Annotated in this window: 16 protein-coding genes and 1 pseudogene; 9 read left to right on the forward strand and 8 right to left on the reverse strand. The window is 68.7% G+C overall.

Annotated features, from left to right (window positions below; genetic code table 11):
- Positions 1–4: 4 nt before the first annotated feature.
- The 6 genes and pseudogenes from LJE69_RS02010 to LJE69_RS02035 form a co-directional block, all read right to left on the reverse strand.
- Positions 5–5,734, reverse strand: a complete 5,730-nt coding sequence (locus LJE69_RS02010; protein ID WP_296920924.1) for a PAS domain S-box protein — start codon at positions 5,732–5,734, stop codon at positions 5–7.
- Positions 5,735–5,822: 88 nt separating this feature from the next.
- Entirely contained in the window at positions 5,823–6,815 is a 993-nt protein-coding gene (locus tag LJE69_RS02015) for a DUF2333 family protein (RefSeq protein ID WP_296920926.1), read from the reverse strand.
- Positions 6,816–6,925: 110 nt separating this feature from the next.
- Positions 6,926–7,105: pseudogene (locus tag LJE69_RS02020) on the reverse strand (ATP-binding cassette domain-containing protein); the annotation flags it as partial.
- Positions 7,106–7,217: 112 nt separating this feature from the next.
- Positions 7,218–7,535, reverse strand: a complete 318-nt coding sequence (locus LJE69_RS02025; RefSeq protein ID WP_296920928.1) for a sel1 repeat family protein — start codon at positions 7,533–7,535, stop codon at positions 7,218–7,220.
- Between the two features lie 470 nt (positions 7,536–8,005).
- Positions 8,006–8,902 (reverse strand): isocitrate lyase/PEP mutase family protein, encoded by an 897-nt coding sequence (locus LJE69_RS02030; protein WP_296920930.1) that lies wholly within the window; start codon positions 8,900–8,902, stop codon positions 8,006–8,008.
- A 303-nt stretch (positions 8,903–9,205) separates the two neighbouring features.
- Complete coding sequence (locus LJE69_RS02035; protein WP_296920932.1) at positions 9,206–9,403, reverse strand: hypothetical protein; 198 nt, start codon at positions 9,401–9,403, stop codon at positions 9,206–9,208.
- Between the two features lie 621 nt (positions 9,404–10,024).
- On the opposite strand from LJE69_RS02035, the gene LJE69_RS02040 reads away from it, so the two are divergent.
- The 5 genes from LJE69_RS02040 to soxZ all read left to right on the forward strand — a co-directional run bounded on the left by LJE69_RS02040 (position 10,025) and on the right by soxZ (position 15,849).
- On the forward strand, positions 10,025–11,068 hold the full coding sequence (locus LJE69_RS02040) for an AAA family ATPase (protein WP_296920934.1): 1,044 nt from the start codon (positions 10,025–10,027) through the stop codon (positions 11,066–11,068).
- Positions 11,069–11,130: 62 nt separating this feature from the next.
- Complete coding sequence (locus LJE69_RS02045) at positions 11,131–12,474, forward strand: VWA-like domain-containing protein (protein WP_296920936.1); 1,344 nt, start codon at positions 11,131–11,133, stop codon at positions 12,472–12,474.
- 396 nt (positions 12,475–12,870) lie between these two features.
- Complete coding sequence (locus LJE69_RS02050) at positions 12,871–14,334, forward strand: M48 family metalloprotease (protein WP_296920939.1); 1,464 nt, start codon at positions 12,871–12,873, stop codon at positions 14,332–14,334.
- Between the two features lie 661 nt (positions 14,335–14,995).
- The gene (gene soxY / locus LJE69_RS02055; RefSeq protein WP_296920942.1) at positions 14,996–15,469 is read left to right on the forward strand and encodes a thiosulfate oxidation carrier protein SoxY; all 474 of its coding nucleotides are present in this window, start codon (positions 14,996–14,998) and stop codon (positions 15,467–15,469) included.
- Between the two features lie 65 nt (positions 15,470–15,534).
- Positions 15,535–15,849 (forward strand): thiosulfate oxidation carrier complex protein SoxZ, encoded by a 315-nt coding sequence (soxZ, locus tag LJE69_RS02060; protein ID WP_296920944.1) that lies wholly within the window; start codon positions 15,535–15,537, stop codon positions 15,847–15,849.
- Between the two features lie 526 nt (positions 15,850–16,375).
- Here the strand turns inward: soxZ and LJE69_RS02065 are convergent.
- Entirely contained in the window at positions 16,376–17,062 is a 687-nt protein-coding gene (locus LJE69_RS02065; protein WP_296920947.1) for an HAD family hydrolase, read from the reverse strand.
- 205 nt (positions 17,063–17,267) lie between these two features.
- Here LJE69_RS02065 and LJE69_RS02070 point away from each other — a divergent pair, with 205 nt between their 5' ends.
- Positions 17,268–17,546: a hypothetical protein gene (locus tag LJE69_RS02070; RefSeq protein WP_296920950.1), complete on the forward strand. Its 279-nt coding sequence runs from the start codon at positions 17,268–17,270 to the stop codon at positions 17,544–17,546.
- Between the two features lie 45 nt (positions 17,547–17,591).
- Here LJE69_RS02070 and LJE69_RS02075 read toward each other — a convergent pair whose 3' ends face one another.
- Positions 17,592–17,732 carry a hypothetical protein gene (locus tag LJE69_RS02075; RefSeq protein ID WP_296920952.1) on the reverse strand — a complete coding sequence of 47 codons (141 nt, stop codon included), beginning with the start codon at positions 17,730–17,732 and terminating at the stop codon, positions 17,592–17,594.
- A 140-nt stretch (positions 17,733–17,872) separates the two neighbouring features.
- Here LJE69_RS02075 and hemF point away from each other — a divergent pair, with 140 nt between their 5' ends.
- The 3 genes from hemF to LJE69_RS02090 form a co-directional block, all read left to right on the forward strand.
- Positions 17,873–18,814, forward strand: coding sequence for an oxygen-dependent coproporphyrinogen oxidase (hemF, locus tag LJE69_RS02080; protein ID WP_296920955.1), 942 nt, complete (start codon positions 17,873–17,875; stop codon positions 18,812–18,814).
- 128 nt (positions 18,815–18,942) lie between these two features.
- Positions 18,943–20,346, forward strand: a complete 1,404-nt coding sequence (locus LJE69_RS02085) for a hypothetical protein (protein WP_296920958.1) — start codon at positions 18,943–18,945, stop codon at positions 20,344–20,346.
- Positions 20,343–21,293, forward strand: a 951-nt coding sequence (locus LJE69_RS02090; protein WP_296920961.1) for a tetratricopeptide repeat protein, incomplete at its 3' end; no start/stop codon positions are given. The genes LJE69_RS02085 and LJE69_RS02090, both read left to right, overlap by 4 nt.

Below are 21,293 nucleotides of genomic sequence, written 5' to 3' on the forward strand. Positions count from 1 at the left end.
TGCGTCACGCCTCGCCCCAGGTCCGCTCGATGGCTGCCGTCAGCTCGTCCAGCGCGGCGCAGAGGGCGCCGATCAGAGGCTTGAGCTCGGCGTCGTCGCGGCCCACGCGCACGCTCGCGACCACTTGTGACGCCGCGTCCGCCACGGGCAGCGCGCCGAGGGTGCCGGCCGTGCCCTTGAGGGTGTGGGCTATTGCCTCGACTTGGCGTCGATCTGCCGCCGCGAGCGCTTCGACGATCGCCTGGCAATCGCCGGCGTGGGTGTCCTTGAACAGGCGCAGGAACCTGAGACAACGATCCGGACCGCCGCCCATGCGTTTGAGCGCCCCGTCCAGGTCGAGCCCGGGAATAGAGGCAAGCAGGGCCGCCACCCCCTCGGGGCCAGCCCGGGGCGCTTGTTCCGGCTGAGTCGCTTGCGGTGTCTCGACAGCGCCCGGCTGGCCCGGGTCCAGCCACCGCGACAGCGCTTCGTGCAGCCGCTCGGGCTCCACGGGCTTGGCGACGAAGCCGTTCATGCCCGCGGCCGCGCAGGCGCGGCGGTCCTCGGCAAAGGCGTTTGCGGTCATGGCCAGGATCGGCATCGCGCCGGCGCTCGGCAGCCGGCGGATGGCCCGGGTCGCCTCCAGACCGTCCATGACCGGCATTTGCATGTCCATCAGGATCAGGTCATAGCGGCCCTTCTGGACCATCTCCAGCGCCTGGCGGCCGTCGGCGGCCACGTCCACCTCGAGACCGAAGGCAAGCAGGATCTCCGCCGCGACCTCCTGATTGATGGGGTTGTCCTCCACCAGCAGGACCTGCCGCCCGGTGAGATCCGGCCCCGCCGGCACCGGCCAGCCGGCGGCCGGGCGCGGCAGCTGGCTGCCAGGGCGGTGGCCGAGCCAGGCGCTGAACCAGAAGGTGCTGCCGGCCCCGGGCCGGCTCTCGGCGCCGGCGTCGCCGCCCATGAGCTGCGCCAGGCGGCGGGTGATCGCAAGCCCGAGGCCGGTGCCGCCGTACTTGCGGGTGGTGGAGGCGTCGGCCTGCTCAAAGGCATCGAACAGCCGGGGCAGCACCTCAGGGGCAATCCCCACACCGGTGTCGGCCACCTCGAAGCGCACCAGCAGGTCCTCCTCGCGCGCTTCGATCGCCCGGGCGCGCACCGTCACCTCGCCGCGCTCGGTGAACTTCAGCGCGTTACCGACGTAGTTGAGGATCGCCTCCCGCAGCCGGGTGGCATCCCCGACCAGTACGGCGGGCAGCCCCTGCAGATCGAATCTCAGGGCGACGCCTTGCGTCTCGGCCCTGGGCGCCATCAGCGAGCGAACCTCGTCGAACAGGGCAGCCGGGGCGAAGTCCGTCACCTCCAGCTCCAGCTTGCCCGCCTCGATCTTGGAGATGTCCAGGATGTCGTCGAGGACCCGCAGCAAGTGCCTGGCCGCTCCCTCGATCTTGTCCAGGCGCTCCAGGTGCTGAGGCTCGCGCAGATCCTGGTTCAGCAGGTAGGTGAGCCCCAGCACGGCGTTCATGGGGGTGCGGATCTCGTGGCTCATGTTGGCGACAAAGCGCGACTTGGCCAGGCTGGCCCGCTCGGCGGACTCCTTGGCCGAGGCCAACGCCGCTTCGGCGCGCCGGCGCATCACGATGCGCCAGAGGTCGGAGGCGACGAGCTGGAGCTGGTGTACATCGGAGTCGTCGTAGTCTCCCGCCTTGTTGCCCACGCCCACCAGCGCCCGCACCCTGCCCTCCTCCACCACCGGGACTCCCAGGTGGCGCACCAGGTGGACGTGACCCGCCGGGTAGCCGCGCCGCTCGCTCAGGTGCTGATAGCCGTTGTGGATTATCGGGCGGACCAGGCGTACCGGATCCGCCCAGACCCCGGCCGCCGCGATGGGGTAATGGCGCTCGTAAACCGCCTCGCAATACGCCAGGGTGGCCTCAGACCAGGTGTACAGCTGAATGGTCTCCTGGTCGTCGTTGATGAGGTGCAGGTAGCCGATGGCGCTGCCCGTCAACCGCACCGCCTCCTCCACGCCCCGCTGCAGCAGTGTCCGCTCGTCCAGATGCTCTGCCTCCTGGCTCAGGGCGAACATGGCTTGAAGGCGCAGATCGCTCACGCGAAGCTGCTGGTTGGCGGACTGAAGCTCCGCGGTGCGCTCCGCCACCAGCTCCTCCAGGTGGTGGCGGTGCCGCTCCAACTCGGCGGCCGCGTGCTTACGCTCGGTGACGTCCTGGAAGGTCCCCGCCAGGTAGGCATCGCGCCCCCGGCCAACCCGGCCGATGCAGCGGAGCTCCGCCCAGAAGCGCCGGCCGGAGCGGGTGATCACCTCGCACTCCAGGGTAAAGGGCGTCCCATGTCTCCAGGCGTCGTCGAGGTGCGCGCGCACGCGCTCCAGGGACCCCGGGGCATAGTAGCGCAGGCCCTCGTCGACGTCGGCGGGCGGGGCGTCCATGGGATGCTCCACCAGGCGATAGATCTCGGCAGTCCACATGAGCGTCCCGCGCAGGGGGTTCAACTTCCAGCCGCCGAGCCGGGCGATGCGCTGGCTCTCGCGCAGGAACATCTCGGCCTCGCGCAGGGCGGCCTCGGCCTGTTTGGCCTCGGTGATGTCGCGCCAGATGCCGAGAAAATACGTCCGCCCGCGCAGTTCGACGGTGCGCACGCTGACCTGGACATCCAGGATGCGGCCGTCCTTGCACCGGTGACGCGTCTCGAAGCGTCCCTCGCCCGCGGCCAGCAATCGGTCACGCATGGCGCGCACATCGGCCTCGTCCATGTCAGCCAGCACGTTCCGCAGCGGCATGCCCAGGAGCTCCTCGCGGCTGTAGCCGAGCAGACGGCAAGCGGCATCGCTGACCTCGGTGAGGCACATGGTCTCGGTGTCCACCAGGTCAATGACCTCGCCGGCCTGGTTGACGAGCGTGCGATAGAGCTCCTCGCGCTCGCGCAGCGCCTCGCGGGCGCGGCGCTGCTCGGTGATATCGCTCCAGACGCCGACCACCAGCTCGCGCCCGCCGATGCCGGTGAGGCGGAGGTTGAGCAGGACGTCCAGCAGGGACCCGTCCTTGCGCCGGTGCTGCACCTCCAGCACCAGACCCTGGCCCTGGCGCAGACGCTCCAGGGTCTCCTGGAAGCGCACGTCGAACAGCTCCGGCGGGAGCGTCTGGACCTGCTCGACGGACATCCCGAAGAGCTCCTTCGCGCTGTAGCCGAGCAGTTCGCAGGTGGCGCGGTTGACCTGCATGAAGCGCCGGCTCTCCACGTCGATCAGGTCGATGCCCACCGCGGCCTGGTCGTAGATGGCCCCGAGCAGGGCCTCGCGCTCCTCCAGCGCCCGTTGCTCGATCTTGCGCAGCGTGATGTCGCGCGTCACGGAGATGAAGACCAGGCGCCCGCCGATCTGGGCGCCCCGAATGCTCACCTCCGCATCGTAGAGCGTACCGTCCTTGCGCCGATGGCGGGTCTCGAAGGTACGGTCCATGACCAGCGGGTCGGCGAAGGCCGCACGGACGTCCGCCTCGGAGAGGTCGGCGTCCAGGTCCCAGGAATGTAGCCCCACGGCCTCCTCCGACGTATAGCCCGTGAGCTGGGTGAAGCGCTCGTTGACGTCGATGACGCGGTGATCCGCGTTGAGGATGACCACGCCGTCCGGGGATGCATGAACCAGGGCGCGGCGCCACTCCGCCTCGTCCGCCAGGGCTTGGCGGGCCGCCTTCTCGGCGCCGATGTCCCGCCACACCGCCACCACGTGGTCGCGCCCATTCAGGCGAACGCCGGTGACCTGGACCTCAACCTCGATGATGGAGCCGTCCTTGCGCCGGTGGCGGTTCTCGACGCGCTTGACCCCATCGGCCCTGATCCGGGCCATGCCGGCGTCCAGGGCCGTCTTGTCGAGATCGACCTGGGTGTCGAGCAGGGTGAGCCCGAGCAGCTCATCGCGCGTGTAGCCAAGCAGGCGGCAGGTGGCCTCGTTGACCTCGACGAAGCGCAGGGTCTCGGCGTCCACCAGCTCGATGGCGTCACCGGCCCGGCTGACGATGGCGTCCAGCAGGGCCTCGCGCTCGCGCAGGGCCTCGCGGTCGGCACGCTCGGCGGTGATGTCGCGGGCGACGCCGAGGATGCCCACCAGGCGCCCTTCGGCGTCGCGCATCGGGGTCTTGGTGGTCTGGAAGATGATGCGCTGGTGGCCGTCGGCGCTGACCAGCCACTCCTCGTCGGTGCGGGTGACGCCGCCCTCCATCACGAGGCGGTCGCTGGCCTGGCGCGAGCCGGCCAGGTCCGAGGGCAGCAATTCCGCATCGGTGCGGCCCACAATGCCCCCGGGGGCAGCGCCGAGCAGGCGCTCCAGGGCCGGGTTGCACTGGCGGTAGACGCCGCTGGTGTCCTTGAGCCAGACCAGGTCCGGGATGGTGTCGATGAGGGTATCGGAGAGATGGCGAGCGTCGTGCAAGGCGCGCTCCCGGGCGCGCTCTCGGGTGACGTCGCGGGTGATACCGATGATCGCCGGACGACCGTCCCAACGTCCCCGGGATACGCGCGTGTCCACCTCGAGGCGTCGCCCATCCGCGGCCAGCAGCGTCAGGGGACAAACCCTGCGGGTGCCGGCCAGCATCTCACCGACGATGCGCTGGGCCTCGTCGCGCAGTTCGGGCGGATGCACCGCCCAGACCGGCTCGCCGACAAGCGACTCGCCATAGCCCAGGCCATCGGCCACCGCGGCGTTGTAGTGGAGCACGCGCCCGTCGGTGTCGAGCACGAACAGATGGTCTCCGACCACGTCGAAGAGTCCCTGGAGATTCTCGCGCTGATTGGCCGCCTCAGCCTGGTCCGCCTGACGCTCCAGGGCCTGGGCGAACTGCCGGGCCAGGGTCTCGAGCCCGGTCAGGGTCAGTGGCTCGACGGCCCCGTGCTGTCGGCTCGCCAGGTTGAGGCACGCCAGGGGCTCGCCACGCACCACGACGGGCAGGACCACCAGGGAGCGGATGCCCTCCGCGGCCACCTCGGGGCGCAGGACAAGGCTCGGGTCCGTGCAATGCCCCCGCATCGGGTTGCAGCTGCACTGGAGCCGCCCTTGGTGGATGATCGCCGCCTGCATCGACTCGGGGGCGATGCCTCCTACCTCAGCAACGAAGCGATCCGACAGACCACGATGCGCCACCAGGCGATAGCTGCCGTCCGCTTCCCGCCAATAGAGCCCGCCCCCGTCCAGCTCGGGCAGGCGCAGCGCGCAGTCCAGAATGGCCTGGAGCAGGGTCTCGCGGTCCGGTTCGGCGCCGAGGATGCCGGCCAGCGCGTGCTGCGCCGCGAGCAGGTGCTCGGCCCGCCGCCGCTCGCTGATGTCGATCAGGGTCCCCACGACCAGGGCCGGCCGCCGCTGCGCATCGCGCTCCAACACGCGGCCGCGCACCAGGCACCACACCCAGTGTCCGTCATGGGCGCGCACCCGGAAGTCCGCCTCCACCAGCGGGCCATCCGGTGCGACAACGGCAGAGATCCCCTCCTCGACGCCATGCCGGTCGTCGGGATGGACGAGCTGGAGCCAGGCGGACAGCGACTCGGGGCTCGTCTCCCGCGGGTAGCCCAGCAGGGCACAAAGCGAGGGTCCCCAGACGATGCGGTCGGACTCGGGATAGTGCTCCCACACGCCGATGCCGGTGGCGTCCAGCACCAGCTCCAGGCGCCGGTCCATGGCGGCGCGCCCGCTGGCGGCCGGCTGCGGGAGCTCGAGGCCGGGGGCTTGATCGATGTCTTTCATTCTGCTGGGTATTCGGCCAAGCCCCTCGTCCCTTCGCTCATCCCTTGCGCACGGCGCACCTGGCGGCACGCCGGGTCACGTCCCGCCCTCAGCGGGCAACCTCGCCACCGGGCAGCGACCGCGCCGCGTCGAGGATCGGGTCGAAGGTTGCCGACATGATGGCCGCGATGTTGCGGGCATGATTGACGAGCCAGAGGCTGTCGTCGGCGCCGTTGAGAACCACCGGTGGGTACAGCTGCGACACCCGGTAGAGGTCCTTGATGGCCTTATCGAGCGCCGCCAGCGCATCCTCCTCGAAGTCCGTCGCGTACGCGGAGCGAATGGCAGAGAGTGTGTCCGCCGAGACCGCCGAGGCGCAGATGGCCGAGTAGACCCGTTGGCGACGCTCCTTGGGCGGCACCTTTTCGGCGTCGAGCAAGCGCGAGTAGATCTTGTCCATCGGACCGTTCTGACCACCGAGCTCCGCCAGCAACGCAGCCAGATCGTCCGCCCGCACGTTGCTGACCGCCTGGCCGGCGCGCAGATCGCGGAGATAGTCGTTGAGTTCCTGCATTCCGAGCGCGTACTCGTGCTGCGAGTCCGCGCCGCCGAGCCAGGAAAGACCCCACCGCCGCGGATCGTAGTTGAACTTCTTGGCCGCGTTCGTCAACCGCGAGTCGTCCTGCGACGAGCCGCCGATGCGCGCGGTACGATCGGCGAAGGCTTCGAAGATCTCGGTGGTCACGTACCAGATGCCGCCAGGCTCGCCCTTGACACCCGCCGCACAGGCCGCGTTGCGATCGAAAGCGATCACCAGGTCGTTGGGGACCCAGTTGCCCTGGTCGCCGAGGCGGCGCCGGAACTGGTACGTGATCGCCTCGGCCAGCAGCGCGCCCTTCTCGGAGCGACTGAGCTTGGCGTTGGCCGGATCGTGGAACGACGCGTTGATCTCGGGGGTATCCCAGACCCAGATCAGGACGCCGATCCACAGCGCCGCGAGCAGCACGGGGATGCCGATCATCAACCCGGACAAGAGCACGGTCTGCTTGGTGAACCACGCCAGGAACCGCTTGACCGGGCTCGTTTTCTTCGCTTGCTGCAAGAGTTACCTCCATCTGTCTATGGGTAAATTCCTCATCTACCGTAGATCATAAGGGAACTCGAAGACAACAGAGCTCGACGCCGGCATGGCGTCGTAGGTGCGCTGGACGTCCATGCGTGCCGCGCCTGCGCATCGAGGCCGGTGGTGGGCTCGTCCAGGATCACCAGCTCCGGTGCGTTGATGAGCGCGCGGGCGATGGTTAGGCGCCGCTTCATGCCCCCGGACAGGGTCTCGGTCTTGGCGTGGCGGCGCTCGCTGAGGTTGGCGAATTCGAGCAGATCTGGCACCCGGTCGCGGGCGGTAGCGACGTCGAAATCGATGCCGTCCACGGCCGTGAAAGTGCCATAGCGCTTCATGAGGCCGACAGCGCTGACGATGGGGGTCGTGCAGCAGGCGTCGCTGTCATGAAGCGTCGTCGACGAGCCGCAGCGACGCGCCGGCCCGCAGCCGCTTCGCCGCCGCGTATTCCTCGTCGGTCATCTGGCTGCCGACGACGTTGCGCAGCTGCTCGGCGTCGCGGTCGCCCTGCTCCACCGCCAGCGACAGCCAATAGTGCGCCTGCGCCAGGTCGATGGTCACGCCGCGGCCCTCGGCGTAAATGAGCCCGAGGGCGTACTGGGCGTCCACCTCGCCGCGCTCGGCGGCGTCGCGCACCGGCCCCACCTTGCTCGGGTCGTTGCGCAGCAGGATAAAGTCTTTCAGGTAGCTGTTGTCGGGCATGAGGGGGATGGACTTGCGTCGGTTTCCCGATAGATCTGCTCTAGCGCAACAGTGCGCAAGTCCCGAGACCGTCAAAGATCGTTGTCGTTGTCGTGCGGCGATTCGATGACGACTCCGATTACGACAACGACAACGAGGGAGCACGCGTAGGTCGGACCGACGAAGGAGGCCCGATGATCGGACGGTGACGACGCGCACTTGATTAGACTTGCTGCCAGAAGGTGCGAGAGGGGTCGGGGCTAGATCAGGGCCGGGGGCCGAGAACCGAGCAAGTGCTGCCCACGGCCGCCGGCTTCGGCGACCGGCGCGTCGGTAGGTGTGCTCCGAGACCTTGAACGCATTGCTCGCAACGCCGAAAACGAGCGGATCGTAGGTCGGGTTAGCGATGGCGTAACCCGACAATCAACAGCTCACGGACGCCCAGCGTCCGGGTTACGCTGAGCTAACCCGACCTCCCTAGCCCCTAACCCCTAGCGATCTTCGTAGCGGGCCAGGAGCGCATCGTAGGCATCGAAGCCGACGATCTCGCGTAGCCGCTCGAAGCTGACCCGGTACTGGGGCGTCTGCCCGGCGGCGAGCTGTGCCAGGGCCACCTGCATGGCATGGACGGCGCAGCCGAGCAGGGTCAGCGGGTAGGCCGCGAGCCGGTACCCCAGCTCGGCGAGCCGCGACACCGGCAGCAGCGGGGTGATGCCGTCCTCCAGCATGTTGGCCATGTGCAGGCCCGGTGCCTCGCGGCAGCAGCGGGCCATCTCGGCCTCGCCGCGGGGAGCCTCCAGGAAGAGCACATCCGCGCCGAGGTCGGCGAAGGACTTGAGCCGATCGATGGCCTCGGCGAGCGCCCCCTCGGGCCCCAGGCTCGCCTCCAGCGCGCTGCGGGCATCAGTGCGGGCGATGATGACGAGGTCGGCGCCCTGGTCGCGGGCGGCGACGGCGGCACGGATGCGGCGTTCGGCCTCGGCGCGGCCGACGACCTCTTTCACGCCAGTGTGGCCGCAGCGCTTCGGCGCCACCTGGTCTTCGATCATGAGGCCAGCGAAGCCGGCGCGGGCGAACTGCGCCACGGTCCGGTGCACGTTGACGGCGTTGCCGTGCCCCGTGTCGCCATCACCGATCACGGGGATGGACACCGCATCGACGATGGAGCGGCCCTGATCCAGCATCTCCGTGACGGACAAAAGCCCCGTGTCCGGCAGCGCGGCCCGCGCCGCGGACACCGCAAAGCCGCTCATGAAGGTCAGCGGAAACCCGGCCTGCTCCACGAGCCGCGCCGACAGGCCATCGAAACAGCAGGGCATGATGCGGCAGCCGGGCTCGCGCAGCAGCGCGCGCAACCGGGCCGCGGCCGCCGGCGCCGGGACCTGCACGGATGGATCGGGCGGGGCTGGATCGGGCGGAGTTGGCAGTGTTGGCGTCTGTTGCGTCTCCATTACTGACTGCGCTCGGGGTTTGCCGGGATGCGCCCCGGGAGCCCGCCATGATAGGGAAAAGAAAAGGCGGGGATCACCCGCCTTGTCTCTACCGGCCTGGCACGATTGCCCCCAGGCTCGGGGTGCGCGCTTCGCGGCCCCTATGCCGCGTCGCCGGCGCCGGCGGCACCATGGCGGCGGCACCATCGCGGCTGCCGCCCGGGACGCTGCCGGGCGAGGGACAGCCTGGATGCGCGACGCTCAGCTCTTGACCCAGTCACCGAAGTTGTCGGTGCTCTTCTCTTCGCCGTCGGCGTAGCCGGCCTCGTAGGCCTCGGTGAGGCGCTGCTCCTCGCGCTTGGGGTTCTGCAGGAAGCCGCACTGCCAGCCCTGCACGTACTCGTCGTCGACGCCCATCTGTTCCATCTTGGTCACGGCGTCGTAGTAGAACTGGTTCATCTCCGCTCTCCGATATCGAGTTATCGCTGTTTCTGATGAGATAGCTGACCGCGGGGCACGCGCCGCTCCGCCCATCCGACGACCCGGCTGGGGTCTTGGTGGGACCTAGGTGCGGTGGGAGCCCTGCCCGCGGCAAATTACCACGGTTACAACGGGGTTCGGAACGGCATTCTGCGACGGCGCGTTCCCCGAGCGGCTTGGTCAGCTTAACGAATAAGCATACCGTTTTTTGCTAATGCGTTCCAGTGTGCCGGCGCGCTTCGGCCCGCCGGGCTTGCGAGCGGCGCGGGCGCACACCACATCCTGGCGAGGCGCTGCCTTAGAGCGACAACGGCGTGAGGTGGCGAATGTCGCGTCGATCGACTGCCGGCATGCAACAAGGGCCGAGGGCCGCGACGCAAGACATGACTGCACAGCTGCGGTCGACTGCCCTTGGCCCTTGGTCTTTGGCCCTTATCTGATCGGTGCTGCGGTGCACATAAAACTTGACGCACCTGCGAAGATTTTGGCCCCCCGAGCAATCCAGTGTCGCGTCGCAGCGGACCTGGCGCGCCGTGCCGGTTGCGGCAGGCCGCTCCCGCTCGGGCGTCGCCAACTCAACGTCACAGGAGACCGCCGCGCATGCGCCCCGCCCAACTGCTGCAAGTCCTCGAGCGCGAATTCACCAGCACCGCCGCAGGCCACCACACGCCGGTGATGCTCTGGGGGCCGCCCGGCGTCGGCAAGTCGCAGATGGTGGCGCACATCGCCGAGCGACACCGGGTGCCGGTCATCGACATCCGCCTCTCGCAGATGGAGCCGAGCGACCTGCGCGGCATCCCGTTCCGGGTCGGTGAGCAGGTGGAGTGGGCGGTGCCGGCGATCCTGCCAGACGCCGCGCGCCACGGCCCGTCCGGCATCCTGTTCCTCGACGAGATCACCTCCGCGCCGCCGGCCGTTTCGGCGGCGGCCTACCAGCTCATTCTGGACCGCCGCCTGGGCGACTACCGGGTGCCGGAGCGCTGGGCCATCTTTGCAGCCGGCAACCGCCAGGGCGACCGCGGCGTCACCTACAGCATGCCGGCGCCGCTGGCGAACCGGTTCTCGCACTACGAGGTGGACACGAACCTGGACGACTGGGTGGCCTGGGCCTATGCCAACGGCATCGACGAGCGGGTCATCGCGTTCCTGCGCTTCCGCCCCGAGCTGCTGTTCGACTTCGACCCCTCGCACAACCCGGTGGCCTTCCCATCGCCGCGCTCCTGGGAGTTCGCGCACCGGGCGCTGAAGAAGTTCGAGGACGACCCGCAGCTCCTGCAGGGCACCATGCAGGGCTGCGTCGGCCCGGCGGCAGGTGTCGAGGTGACCGCCTTCGTCAACAGCCTGGACCAGATGCCGGACCTGGATGCCATCTGTGCCGGCAACGAGGTCTCGGTGCCGCGCGAGATCGACCTGCAATACGCCGTTGCCGCCGCGCTGGTGGGCAAGGCCATCCGCGCGAAGGACAGCACGGACGGGCGGCAGGTGATTGGCAACATCCTCGCCTACGCGGGGCGTTTCCCGCAGCGGGAGATGGGCGTGATGCTGGTGTCCGACCTGCACCGCGCGGTCGGCAACGAGCTGTTCGATGTGCCGGAGTTTGCGGATTGGGCGAGCGCGGTGGCGGATGTGATGTTGTATGAATAAGTTAGGGGTGCGGGGTGTGACGTGCGCAGAAGTCAAGATAGCTACATAGCCAATCAGCCGGTATGAGCGAGACCGTCGACACCGACCTCACCGCCATCGAGACCAAGCTCGCCTCGGCGCGCACGCGGCTGATCCTGGACAAGCCGTTCCTCGGCGCGCTGGTGCTGCGGCTGCCGATGAAGGCCGCCAACGCCGATTGGTGCCCGACGACCGCCACCGACGCCCGCGCCTTCTACTACAACCCGGGCTACATCGAGGCCCTGTCCCTGGACGAGACCCAGTTCATGCTCGCGCACGAGGCGCTGCACTGCGCGCTGTCGCACTTCGCGCGCCGCCAGCACCGGGTCAGGCACCGCTGGGACCTCGCCTGCGACCACGCCATCAATCCGCTGCTGGTGGACGATGGCCTGAAGCCGCCGCCCAACGCGCTCCTGACGCCCCTCTACAAGGGCATGACGGCGGAAGAGATCTATCCGCTGCTGGACGACAACGACGAATCCGAAACCCTGGACACCCACGCCTACGACAGCGAGGCCGAGGGCGGCCAGCAGGGCGAGCACAGCGACTTCAACGAGCGCGACCTCCAGCAGCGTCAGCAGTCCGCCGGCGCGCAGAGCGACGACGGTGAGCGCGGCAGCGCCGAGCCCGACGCCGGCGCCGGCAGCGATGCCCGCGGCGAGCCGAGCGGCTCGGGCGCCGGCGCAGCGCGCACCGAGGCCACGCCGGAGCAAGACGACAACGCCGCCGCCGGCACCCCGCCGCCGCTGACCCCGGACGAGCGCGAAACGCTTCAGGTGCAGTGGCAGCAACGCATGGCCGGCGCCGCCCAGCAGGCCATGCAGGCCGGCAAGCTGCGCGGCGAGCTCAAGCGCATGATCGACCACCTGCTGCAACCGCAGCTCCCCTGGCGCATGCTGCTGGCCCGCTACATGAGCAGCATCACCCGCGAGGACTACAGTTGGTCACGGCCGTCCCGGCGCGAGGGCGACTACCTGATGCCCAGCCTGCGCAGCCACCAGTTGGACCTGGTGGTGGCCGTCGACACCTCCGGCTCCATCAAGGACAGCGAAATGCAGGAGTTCATCGACGAGGTGGACGCGCTCAAGGGGCAGGTCCGCGCGCGGGTCACGCTCTTGCCCTGCGACGCGAGCCTGTGCGAGGGTGCGCCGTTCGAGTTCGAGCCCTGGGAGCAGTTCCAGCGTCCAGGGCGCATCGGCGGTGGCGGCGGTACCAGCTTCCGGCCCGTGTTCCAATGGGTGGAGCAGCACGGGCTGCGGCCGGATCTCCTCGTCTACTTCACCGATGCCGACGGCGAATTCCCGGAGCGCGAGCCGCCCTACCCCGTCATCTGGCTGGTGAAGGGCCGGCGCGACACTCCCTGGGGCCAGCGTATCCAGCTCAATTGATGCCCGCCCACGGCGATGGCGCAAACCGCCCGCGGCCTCCGCTCGGCCGGCCATATCCCGTCTATCGGCCTGCTACCGGCTGTTTGTCCGCGCAGCCCCCAAGTGCTGCCGGTTTGCACGAAATTTGTGCGATTTTTCCTGGCCTCAGGGGCAAAATGACGGCCCCATGGCAGGGCGAGCAGATCAGACCGAGGAACGCAGCCCGATACGGCGCTCGACATAGTCGCCTGATTGTTGCCTCCCGCGTCGGCCCAACCGACGACAGCCGCGTGACACAGTGCCGCGACAGGTGTGCTTCAGACCCGCCACGCGCCCCCACCAGCCGACCAGCCAGTCAACACCGACGCCCACATGACCGCAACTACGCCCCAAGCCAGCAGCGCAACCCGCCGAGCCGTGGGCGACAAGCTCATCGCCTGCATCCTGTCGCTGACGCTGGTGGCGGCGCCCGGCTCCATCTACGCGGACGCCATGGACCTGCCGGACTTCGGCAGCCCCGCCGACAACGTCATGACGCTGGCCGAGCAGCGCGAGCTGGGCATCGAGTTCATGAAGTGGATGCGCCAGTCCCTGGATATCAGCACTGACCCGCTCATCACCGACTACATCCAGACCTTAGGCCACCGGCTGGTGAGCGCGAGCCGCGAGACCCGTGGCCACTATGACTTTTTCGTCGTCGAGGATCCGCGCATCAACGCCTTCGCCGGCCCGGCAGGCAACATCGGCGTCAACGCCGGGCTGATCCTGGCTGCCGAAACCGAGTCCGAGCTGGCGGCCGTGCTGGCGCACGAGATCGCGCACGTGAGCCAAAACCACCTGCTGCGTGCCGTCGCGGCGCAGAAGCAGATGACCATCCCGGCCATTGCGCTGCTCGTCGCCGCGGCCGTGCTCGGCGCAACGGTGGACGGACAGGCGGGCGCCGCCGCCATGATGGGCATCCAGGGTGCCGTGGCGCAGCGGCAGATCAACTTTACCCGCGCCAACGAGGAGGAGGCCGACCGCATCGGCATCGACACCCTCGCCCGCGCCGGCCAGGACCCCTACGCCATGCCGGGCTTCTTCAAGAAGCTCACCCAAGCCAACCGCGTCTACGAGAGCGGCGCGCCGGAACTGCTGCGCACCCACCCGGTCACCAGCGATCGCATCGCCGACGCCCTGGGGCGCGCCGAGCGCTTCGGCCCCAGCCAAAAGCCGGACAGCCTGCGCTTCCACCTCACCCGCGCCCACCTTTGGGAGCTGAGCTTCAACCGCGCGGACCAGGCCATCGACCACTTCCAGGACACGCTCCAAAAGGGCCGCTATCGCAACGAGACCGCTGAGCACTATGGCTATGCACTGGCCCTGGCCCGCGCCGGGCGGGTGAACGACGCCGCCGCCCAGCTCGAGCCCCTGCTGAGCGCCGATCCGAGCCAAGTGGAATTCGTCGTGCTGCAGTCGCAGCTCGACCGCCGCCGTGGCAACGCCGCCAAGGCCGCGCGCGATCTCAAGGGAAGCGTCGGACTCGACCCCGGCAGTTGGCCGCTGCAGCAGGCCTACGCCGAGGCCCTGATGGACGCGGGAAAGCCCGGTGAAGCCTTGGCGACCCTGGAGCGACTGGTGGCGCAGCGCCCCGACGTAACGCCCGTTTACCAGCTGATGGCGGACGCTGCGGTCAAGGCCGGCGACAGCACCTCGGCCATGCGCTGGCGCGCCGAATACTTGTACCGCACCGGCGACCTCGAGCCTGCCATACGCCAGCTCGAGCTGGCCCTGCGCCAGCCGGACCTGGAGTTCCACCTGGCGTCGAAGATCCAGGTGCGCCTGGACGAGCTCCAGGCCGAGGAGCGACGCAGCAAGCACCATGGAAAACCCGAACGATAACCCCGCAATCTGCGCCCTTGGCGCCGCCATCGGGGCTATTTCCACACCGCAATGGATACGCTAAGCTTCGCCCCCACGTCGACAAGCGCCCGCGAACGTTCGGCTGAATCCTCCGGCTTCCGGCGGACATGCAGATGATCATGGGCACAAGACCCCGGCACAGGGGCCGTTGATCGGCGCCGATAGAACGAAAGACACCTGGAGGCCCACCGTTGTACCCGCCGCGCGCCGCGCGAGCCGCCTACCCGACACCGCCTACCGCTCGGCGGATGCCATCGGTCGAGCATGTCAGCCAGGCAAGCGGGTTGCGCCCGGTGTTTTCCGCGGGGCCAAACGCCTAGTTGTTCGCTGCGGAAATTCCGAGATCGGGCTCCCTCGTTATCGCGGTCGCAATCGGAGTCGTTATCGAATATCCGTATGGTTTAGACAACGACAACGATCTGAGACGGTCTCGGGAGTTGCGCGCTGTTGCACCAGTGCCGTGCGCCGCCCACCAACCGGCTCGCGCACGCGGCGACCATACGGGCGGACGCCCCAACCAGTCGGTGACCGCCGGTGAGTACCGGCACGGCGTCCCGCTGACGCGATGATCACGCGCTGACGCCCCCTATCACACGTTCCACCCATCCGTACCAACCAACCGATCCACAGGAGACTCCCGATGATCGATACAAAGCGCAGAATCCTGCTGAAGGGCTCCCTCGGTGCCGGTGCCATCGGCGTTGCCGTGGGTGCCGGGCTGTTGACGCCACGCGCGGTGCTGGCCGACTGGCCGGCGGCCGCCTTCAAGGCCGAGGACCAGGCCAGCGCACTGAAGGACCTGCTCGGCTCCGACGCCGTCGAGGCCAGCGACAAGGTCAAGATCAAGGCCCCGGACATCGCCGAGAACGGCGCCGTGGTGCCGGTGACCGTCGAGGCCGACGTGGAGGGCGCAAAGTCCATCTCCATCATCGCCAGCGGGAACAACACCCCGCTCATCGCGTCCTTCGACCTCGGCGAGAACGCCATCCCGTTCGTCTCCACCCGCATCAAGATGGCCAAGACCGCCGATGTGGTGGCCGTCGTGCAGACCCCCGACGGCCTGCTGAGCGCCTCCAAGCCGGTGAAGGTCACCATCGGCGGCTGCGGCGGCTGATCCAGCGCCCCGCGCACCGAACGAGCCACCAGCACCAACGGCACCAGTTTCAGAGGTAAACCGACATGGCCAGCAACATCAAGATCCGCGCCAAAGTGAGCGACGGCGTCACCACCGTGAAGTCCCTGATGAGCCACGTGATGGAGACCGGGCTGCGCAAGGATAAGGAGACCGGCGACCCGATCCCCGCGCACTTCATCCAGGAGGTCACCTGCAAGTGGAAGGACCAGGTGGTGATGACCGCCCTGTGGAGCGGCGGCGTCTCCAAGAACCCCTACCTGTCGTTCAAGTTCGAGGGCGGCGAGCCCGGCGATCTCATCGAGATCACTTGGGTGGACAACAAGGGCGAGTCCGACAGCGGCAGCGCCGAGATCAGCTGACGCGCCCCGGATTCGGCTAACGCCGAATCCGGATGTTGGCGCAAAGAAAACGCCGCGGCCCCCGGGCCGGCAGCGTTTTCTTTGCGGCGGCGATGCGGCTCAGCGCTGATGACGCAGACGTGTGCGGGTCGGCCTGACCGACGACGGCGTGAGGCGGTGAATGCCGCACCGATCGACTCCCGGCATGCAACAAGGGCCGAGGGCCGAAACCGGCCTCTGGCCGTGTCGCCCTGGAGGGCGAGACTCCAGCCGACAACTCGGGCCGAGACTCAAGGCCGCCGCCCGCTGGGAGTGTCGCCCTCCAGGGCGACACGATCGGGTTGGCGCCGACACCGCGAACGATCTCGGCATTTTCCGCGCCGATGCACTAGTGCAGCGTTTCTCCCAACTTTGCTTTCGTTGTCGTTGTCGTTGTCGAGTATCCGATCACGACCACGACCACGACAACTCGACTCAACTGCAAGTCAACTGCCAGCACTTGGCGCCGCCAGGCGAGCCAGGGTGACGGGCTTTTTGCACATCCTCATCAGTCCGTCTCCAGGCCCAGGGCGTGCAGCACCCGCCAGGAGAGCTCATCCGGGGTACGCGAGATGACCTCCGCCGGGATCTCGTGCTTGAGATGCAGCCGGTCGAAGTCCTCGAAGCCGTAGGACACCATGAACGGATGCATGCCGGTGTTGATGGCGGCGCGGTAGTCCTTGGCCTCGTCGCCGCAGGCGTAGGCCCGCGCCGGGTTGATCTCGAACTCCTCGCGGGTGCGCCGGAAGTACGGCAGCTTGTCCTCCGACAGCGGCAGGTGCACCAGAAAGTCAAGCAGGTCCGGCTCGATGCCGTGGCGGTCGAACAGCCTGGTGAGGGTCTCCACCGGGCTGATGGTGATGTTGCGGGTGACAATACCCAGCTTCACGTCCGGCGCCGCCGCCAGCCGCCGGATCAGCCGCTCCATGCCCTCGAACATGCAGGCCTCCTCGCGGTACACCTCGGTGAGCGTCGCCACCACCTTGGTGCGGGTGCCGCGGCCGAACTGCTGGCGCAGGTTCTGCGGCATCTCCTTGAGGCCACCCAAGTATTTGAAAATATTGCGCCGCTTCTGGAACCGCGCCAGCGGCCCGATGTCCATCCCGTGATCGGCGAAGGTCTTCTCGATGGCCTTGAAGGCGTCGATGGTGGTGCCGTCGGCATCGAGGATCACCAGACGGTCATTGGTAAACATGGCGCATGCTTCACCCGATACCCGCCGGCCGCCGGCGGCCAACGGCAACAGAATCGATGTCAGTACAAGCGGCGCGAATTCTCGCACATCGCGGCCGCCACGAAGCAGCCAACACCCGACCGCCGGGCACGAACGGCGCGGCGCTTGTTCGGCCCGCCGGGCCGCGCCAAAATGTGTTCCTTATCCACGGCAAAGGCACGATGCCATGGCAGATCCACGACTTGAAGCGGGCGTCATCCAGGCGATCCTGACGCGGCTGGAGCAGCAGACCCTGCCACGGGCGCTGGACATCAAGCGCCGCGTGGACGCCGGCGACAAGCTCATGGATAGCGACACCCTGTTCCTGGACGACGCGCTCGCGGGTCTGCGCCGCGACGGACCCTACGTGCAGCACCACCCGCAGTGGGAGCCGCTCTACTCCCGGCTCATCGACCTCTACGACAAGATCACGCGCAAGGCGCTGGAAAACGAGCAGCGCGGCTGAGCGGGGCCGGGCGAAGCGGCTGCAGCCGCCCCCGTCGACACGCGCTCACTCGACCGCGACCGCGGCGGGCGAGCTCTCGGCGGTGGAGCGCTGCGGCGCCAAACCTTCGATGAAGGCAACGAAAGCCGTCCGCGCCTGCTCGACCACCGCCGCCGGGCCATGTAACTGCGGACAGGTTGCGGCCATCGAGCCTAACGCAGCACCAACTCCCTGACGAAGGCCGCGGCTATCGGGCGCACCAGACGGCTGCCTCGCGGACGGCGCTTGGGTACCATCACGCCCCTGACCCGCCGTCCGCAGCCGCAGCCGCCATGCCCGCACCCGCCATGTCAGACCAGCCCGACGCCGACGCCGTCCGCAACTATCTGCTGGACCTCCAGGACCGCGTCTGCAACGCGTTCGCCCGCGAAGACGGTGGTGCCGAATTCCGCGAGGACGCCTGGGACAGGCGAGGCGGCGGCGGCGGCCGCTCACGGATCATGGAGGGCGGCGCCGTGTTCGAGAAGGCCGGCATCAACTTCTCCGACGTGCGCGGCGATGAGCTGCCACCGACGGCCAGCGCGGCACGCCCGGAGCTGGCCGGCCGCGGCTTCCGCGCCATGGGCGTGTCGCTGGTGATGCATCCATGGAACCCCCATGTGCCCACGTCGCACATGAACGTGCGCTTCTTCATCGCCGAGAAGCCCGATGAGCCCCCGGTCTGGTGGTTCGGCGGCGGCTTCGATCTCACGCCCTACTACGGCAACGAAGAGGACGTGATCCACTGGCACCGCACCGCGCGCGCCGCCTGCGAGGGCTTCGGCGACGAAGGCGAAGACTCGGCCGCGCTGCACGCCCGCCTCAAGCGCGCCTGCGATGCGTACTTCTACCTCAAGCACCGCCAGGAGCCCCGCGGCGTCGGCGGGCTCTTTTTCGACGACCTCAACGCCTGGGGCTTCGCGCGCTGCTTCGCGTTCACGCGCAGCATCGCCGAGCACTACCTGCCCGGCTACCGCCCCATCGTCGCCCGCCGCAAGGGGCTCCATTACACCGACGAGGAACGCGCCTTCCAGCGCTACCGCCGCGGCCGCTACGTGGAGTTCAACCTGGTCTACGACCGCGGCACCCTGTTCGGCCTGCAATCCGGCGGCCGCACCGAGTCCATCCTCATGTCCATGCCGCCAGAGGTGAGCTGGCGCTACGACTGGCACCCCGACCCCGACAGCCCCGAGGCGGAGCTCTACGAGCGCTATCTCGTGCCGCGCGACTGGCTCGCGGAGGAGCCCTAACCCATCCGTGCCCGTGGGAGCGGCGTCCCCGCCGCGATCGGCCACGCGGCCATCGCGCCGGAGACGCCGCTCTCACGGCGGCCGAGGGGGCTACAATCGCCCCAGACTCCCAACAGCCGAGCCCCGCGATGCCCGCAGCAACCGACCCACTGAAGGCGCTGTATCAAAGCCTCAACGGCCGCGGCGCGCTGCCGCTGGACCCCGACGACGCCTACTACGTGCCCATCCTGGAGGCGACCCCGAAGAAGGACCCCATCCTGCACCTCTGGCAACGGCTCGACTTCGCGGTCTCGGAGAGCGTGCACCTGCTCACCGGGTTTCGCGGCAATGGCAAGAGCACCGAGCTGCGCCGGCTGAAGGCGCTGCTGGAGCAGGATGCCAACAACCGTGTGTTCCTGGTGGACATGGCGGAGCACCTGAATACGGCGAAGCCGTTGGAGCTGTCCGATTTCCTGCTCTCGCTGATGGCCGCCCTTGGCCAGCAGGTGGAGGAAGACACCGGTCTCAAGGCCATTACGCACGGGTACATGGAGCGTCTGCAGCGCTTTCTCACCAGCGAGGTGGAGCTCACCGGCGTCGACCTGGACCTCTCCGGCGCCGGCGGCCCGAAGAAGCTCGGCTTCCGGCTCAAGACCGAGCCGGACTTCAAGGCCAGGATGCAAGAGCACCTGCGCGGCCACGTCAGCCGCCTGGTGTCGGACGCCCGCGATTACGTGCTGAAGCTGATCGGCGCCCTGCGCCAGCGCAGCGACGCCCCGGATGCCCTCAAAGTGGTGCTGCTGGTGGACTCGGTGGAGCAGGTGCGCGGGGACGGCCCGGACGCGGCCGCAGTTCATGAGAGCGTCCGCAACCTGTTCTCGGGTCAGGCGGCCAGCCTCGCGTTTCCGCAACTGCACGTGGTCTACACGGTGCCGCCCTATCTGCCGGTGCTGTCACCGAACCTGGGGCGCACCCTCGCCGGTCACCCGATCGTCTCCTGGCCGAATGTGCACGTGCGCGACCGCGCAGGCATCGAGGACCCGGCAGGACTTGGCATCATGGAGCAGATCATCGAGCGCCGTTTCGCCGGCTGGCGCGACATCGTGCCAGCACCTATGCTGAGGCGGCTGGCCGTGTGCGCCGGCGGCGACCTGCGGGACTTTTTCCGGCTCGTCGGCGAGAGCGTCATCGCGCTGCGCACCGCCCGCTTCAGCGAGCCGGATGCCGTCCTGGACGCAGACATGGTGCGCCGCGTGGAGGAACAACTCCGCAACGAGCTGCTGCCCATCGCCGAGGATGACGCCCGCTGGCTGGCGCAGATCCACCGCACCAAGGATGCCGCGCTGCCCACCACCGGCGAGTTGCCGGCGCTGGCGCGCTTTCTGGACAGCAACCTGATCATGAACTACCTCAACGGCGAGCCCTGGTACGACATTCATCCGTTGCTGGTGGAGGAGATCCGGCCGTATCTGCGTGCACTCGATCAGACCCGGACCGACGGCGGTGGACATGTCGATACCCGGGCCGAGGCGCGGACTGGAGGCGCCGATTGACGACGGGCCCCTTCCTGACCCCCGACGGCGAGGCCGCCTGGCTGCGCCTGAAGCTGCACCTGGAATGGCTGGACGGCTTCGACCTGATCTTCCTGTTCAGCGCCCATCCGGCCGTGCTGGGTGTGCTGCGGGAGCGGCTCGCGGCCGCCTACCGGGCACGCGTCACCGGGCTTTCGGTGCCGGCGCCACGGAACCCGGGCGAGCTGATGGACCAAGTCCTGCCCTGGCTACTGCACCCGCCAAGCTATCAGCAGGCGCTGAACGCGCCGGTGTGGCTGGACCTCACCCGCACCCCGACGGGCGTTCCCACGGCGGACTGGCAGCGCGCACGGCTGGACTTCCTCGCCCGGCTCAACGAGCGCCGCGAGCCGCTGCGCCGGGCGCTCAACCGCCCGCTGATCCTGGTGCTGCCGCGGGCCGAGAAGGCGCAGATCAAGGCACTGGTGCCGGACCTCTGGGCCATCCGCCGCTTCAGCCTGGAGACCGGCAACTGGCTCGCGCCCGAGCACGCCGAGCCCGCGCCCACCCACCCGCCCGAAGAGCCAGCCCCCTTCCGGCTCAGCGACACCGAACGGGCGCAAGTGGACGAGTGGCGGCGGGTGCACGAAGGCCGCAAGCATGACCGTGGCGCGCTGCTGGCCGCGGCGCGTGCCTTTGATGCCCTGCGACGGCGTGGTCAGGTCGCCGCCGCGGCCGAGGTGGCGCTCTGGATGGCGGAGACTGCCCGACGGCGACTCGCCGCCGCGGGAACGGAGGATGCCCAAGCGCTGCGCGATCTGTCCGTCTCGCTCAACAACGTCGGCAACACCGATCAGGCCCTCGGCGAATGGGAAGCCGCGCGCGCCGCCTTCGCCGAGTCGCTCGACATCGCCCGGCGCATCCTCGCCCGCGTCGGCGAGACGCCAGAGGCGCTGCGCGATCTGTCCGTCTCGCTCGACAACGTCGGC

Source organism: Thiohalocapsa sp. (assembly GCF_022340605.1).
In the GTDB taxonomy this organism is placed as follows: Bacteria; Pseudomonadota; Gammaproteobacteria; order Chromatiales; family Chromatiaceae; genus Thiohalocapsa.

Bases quoted from the DNA above. Each gene is read 5' to 3' on its own strand.
- LJE69_RS02010 (WP_296920924.1), bottom strand. From the start codon at position 5,734: ATGAAAGACATCGATCAAGCCCCCGGCCTCGAGCTCCCGCAGCCGGCC.
- LJE69_RS02025 (WP_296920928.1), bottom strand. From the start codon at position 7,535: ATGCCCGACAACAGCTACCTGAAAGACTTTATCCTGCTGCGCAACGAC.
- LJE69_RS02035 (WP_296920932.1), bottom strand. From the start codon at position 9,403: ATGAACCAGTTCTACTACGACGCCGTGACCAAGATGGAACAGATGGGC.
- LJE69_RS02040 (WP_296920934.1), top strand. From the start codon at position 10,025: ATGCGCCCCGCCCAACTGCTGCAAGTCCTCGAGCGCGAATTCACCAGC.
- LJE69_RS02045 (WP_296920936.1), top strand. From the start codon at position 11,131: ATGAGCGAGACCGTCGACACCGACCTCACCGCCATCGAGACCAAGCTC.
- soxY (WP_296920942.1), top strand. From the start codon at position 14,996: ATGATCGATACAAAGCGCAGAATCCTGCTGAAGGGCTCCCTCGGTGCC.
- soxZ (WP_296920944.1), top strand. From the start codon at position 15,535: ATGGCCAGCAACATCAAGATCCGCGCCAAAGTGAGCGACGGCGTCACC.
- LJE69_RS02065 (WP_296920947.1), bottom strand. From the start codon at position 17,062: ATGTTTACCAATGACCGTCTGGTGATCCTCGATGCCGACGGCACCACC.
- LJE69_RS02070 (WP_296920950.1), top strand. From the start codon at position 17,268: ATGGCAGATCCACGACTTGAAGCGGGCGTCATCCAGGCGATCCTGACG.
- LJE69_RS02075 (WP_296920952.1), bottom strand. From the start codon at position 17,732: ATGGCCGCAACCTGTCCGCAGTTACATGGCCCGGCGGCGGTGGTCGAG.
- hemF (WP_296920955.1), top strand. From the start codon at position 17,873: ATGTCAGACCAGCCCGACGCCGACGCCGTCCGCAACTATCTGCTGGAC.
- LJE69_RS02085 (WP_296920958.1), top strand. From the start codon at position 18,943: ATGCCCGCAGCAACCGACCCACTGAAGGCGCTGTATCAAAGCCTCAAC.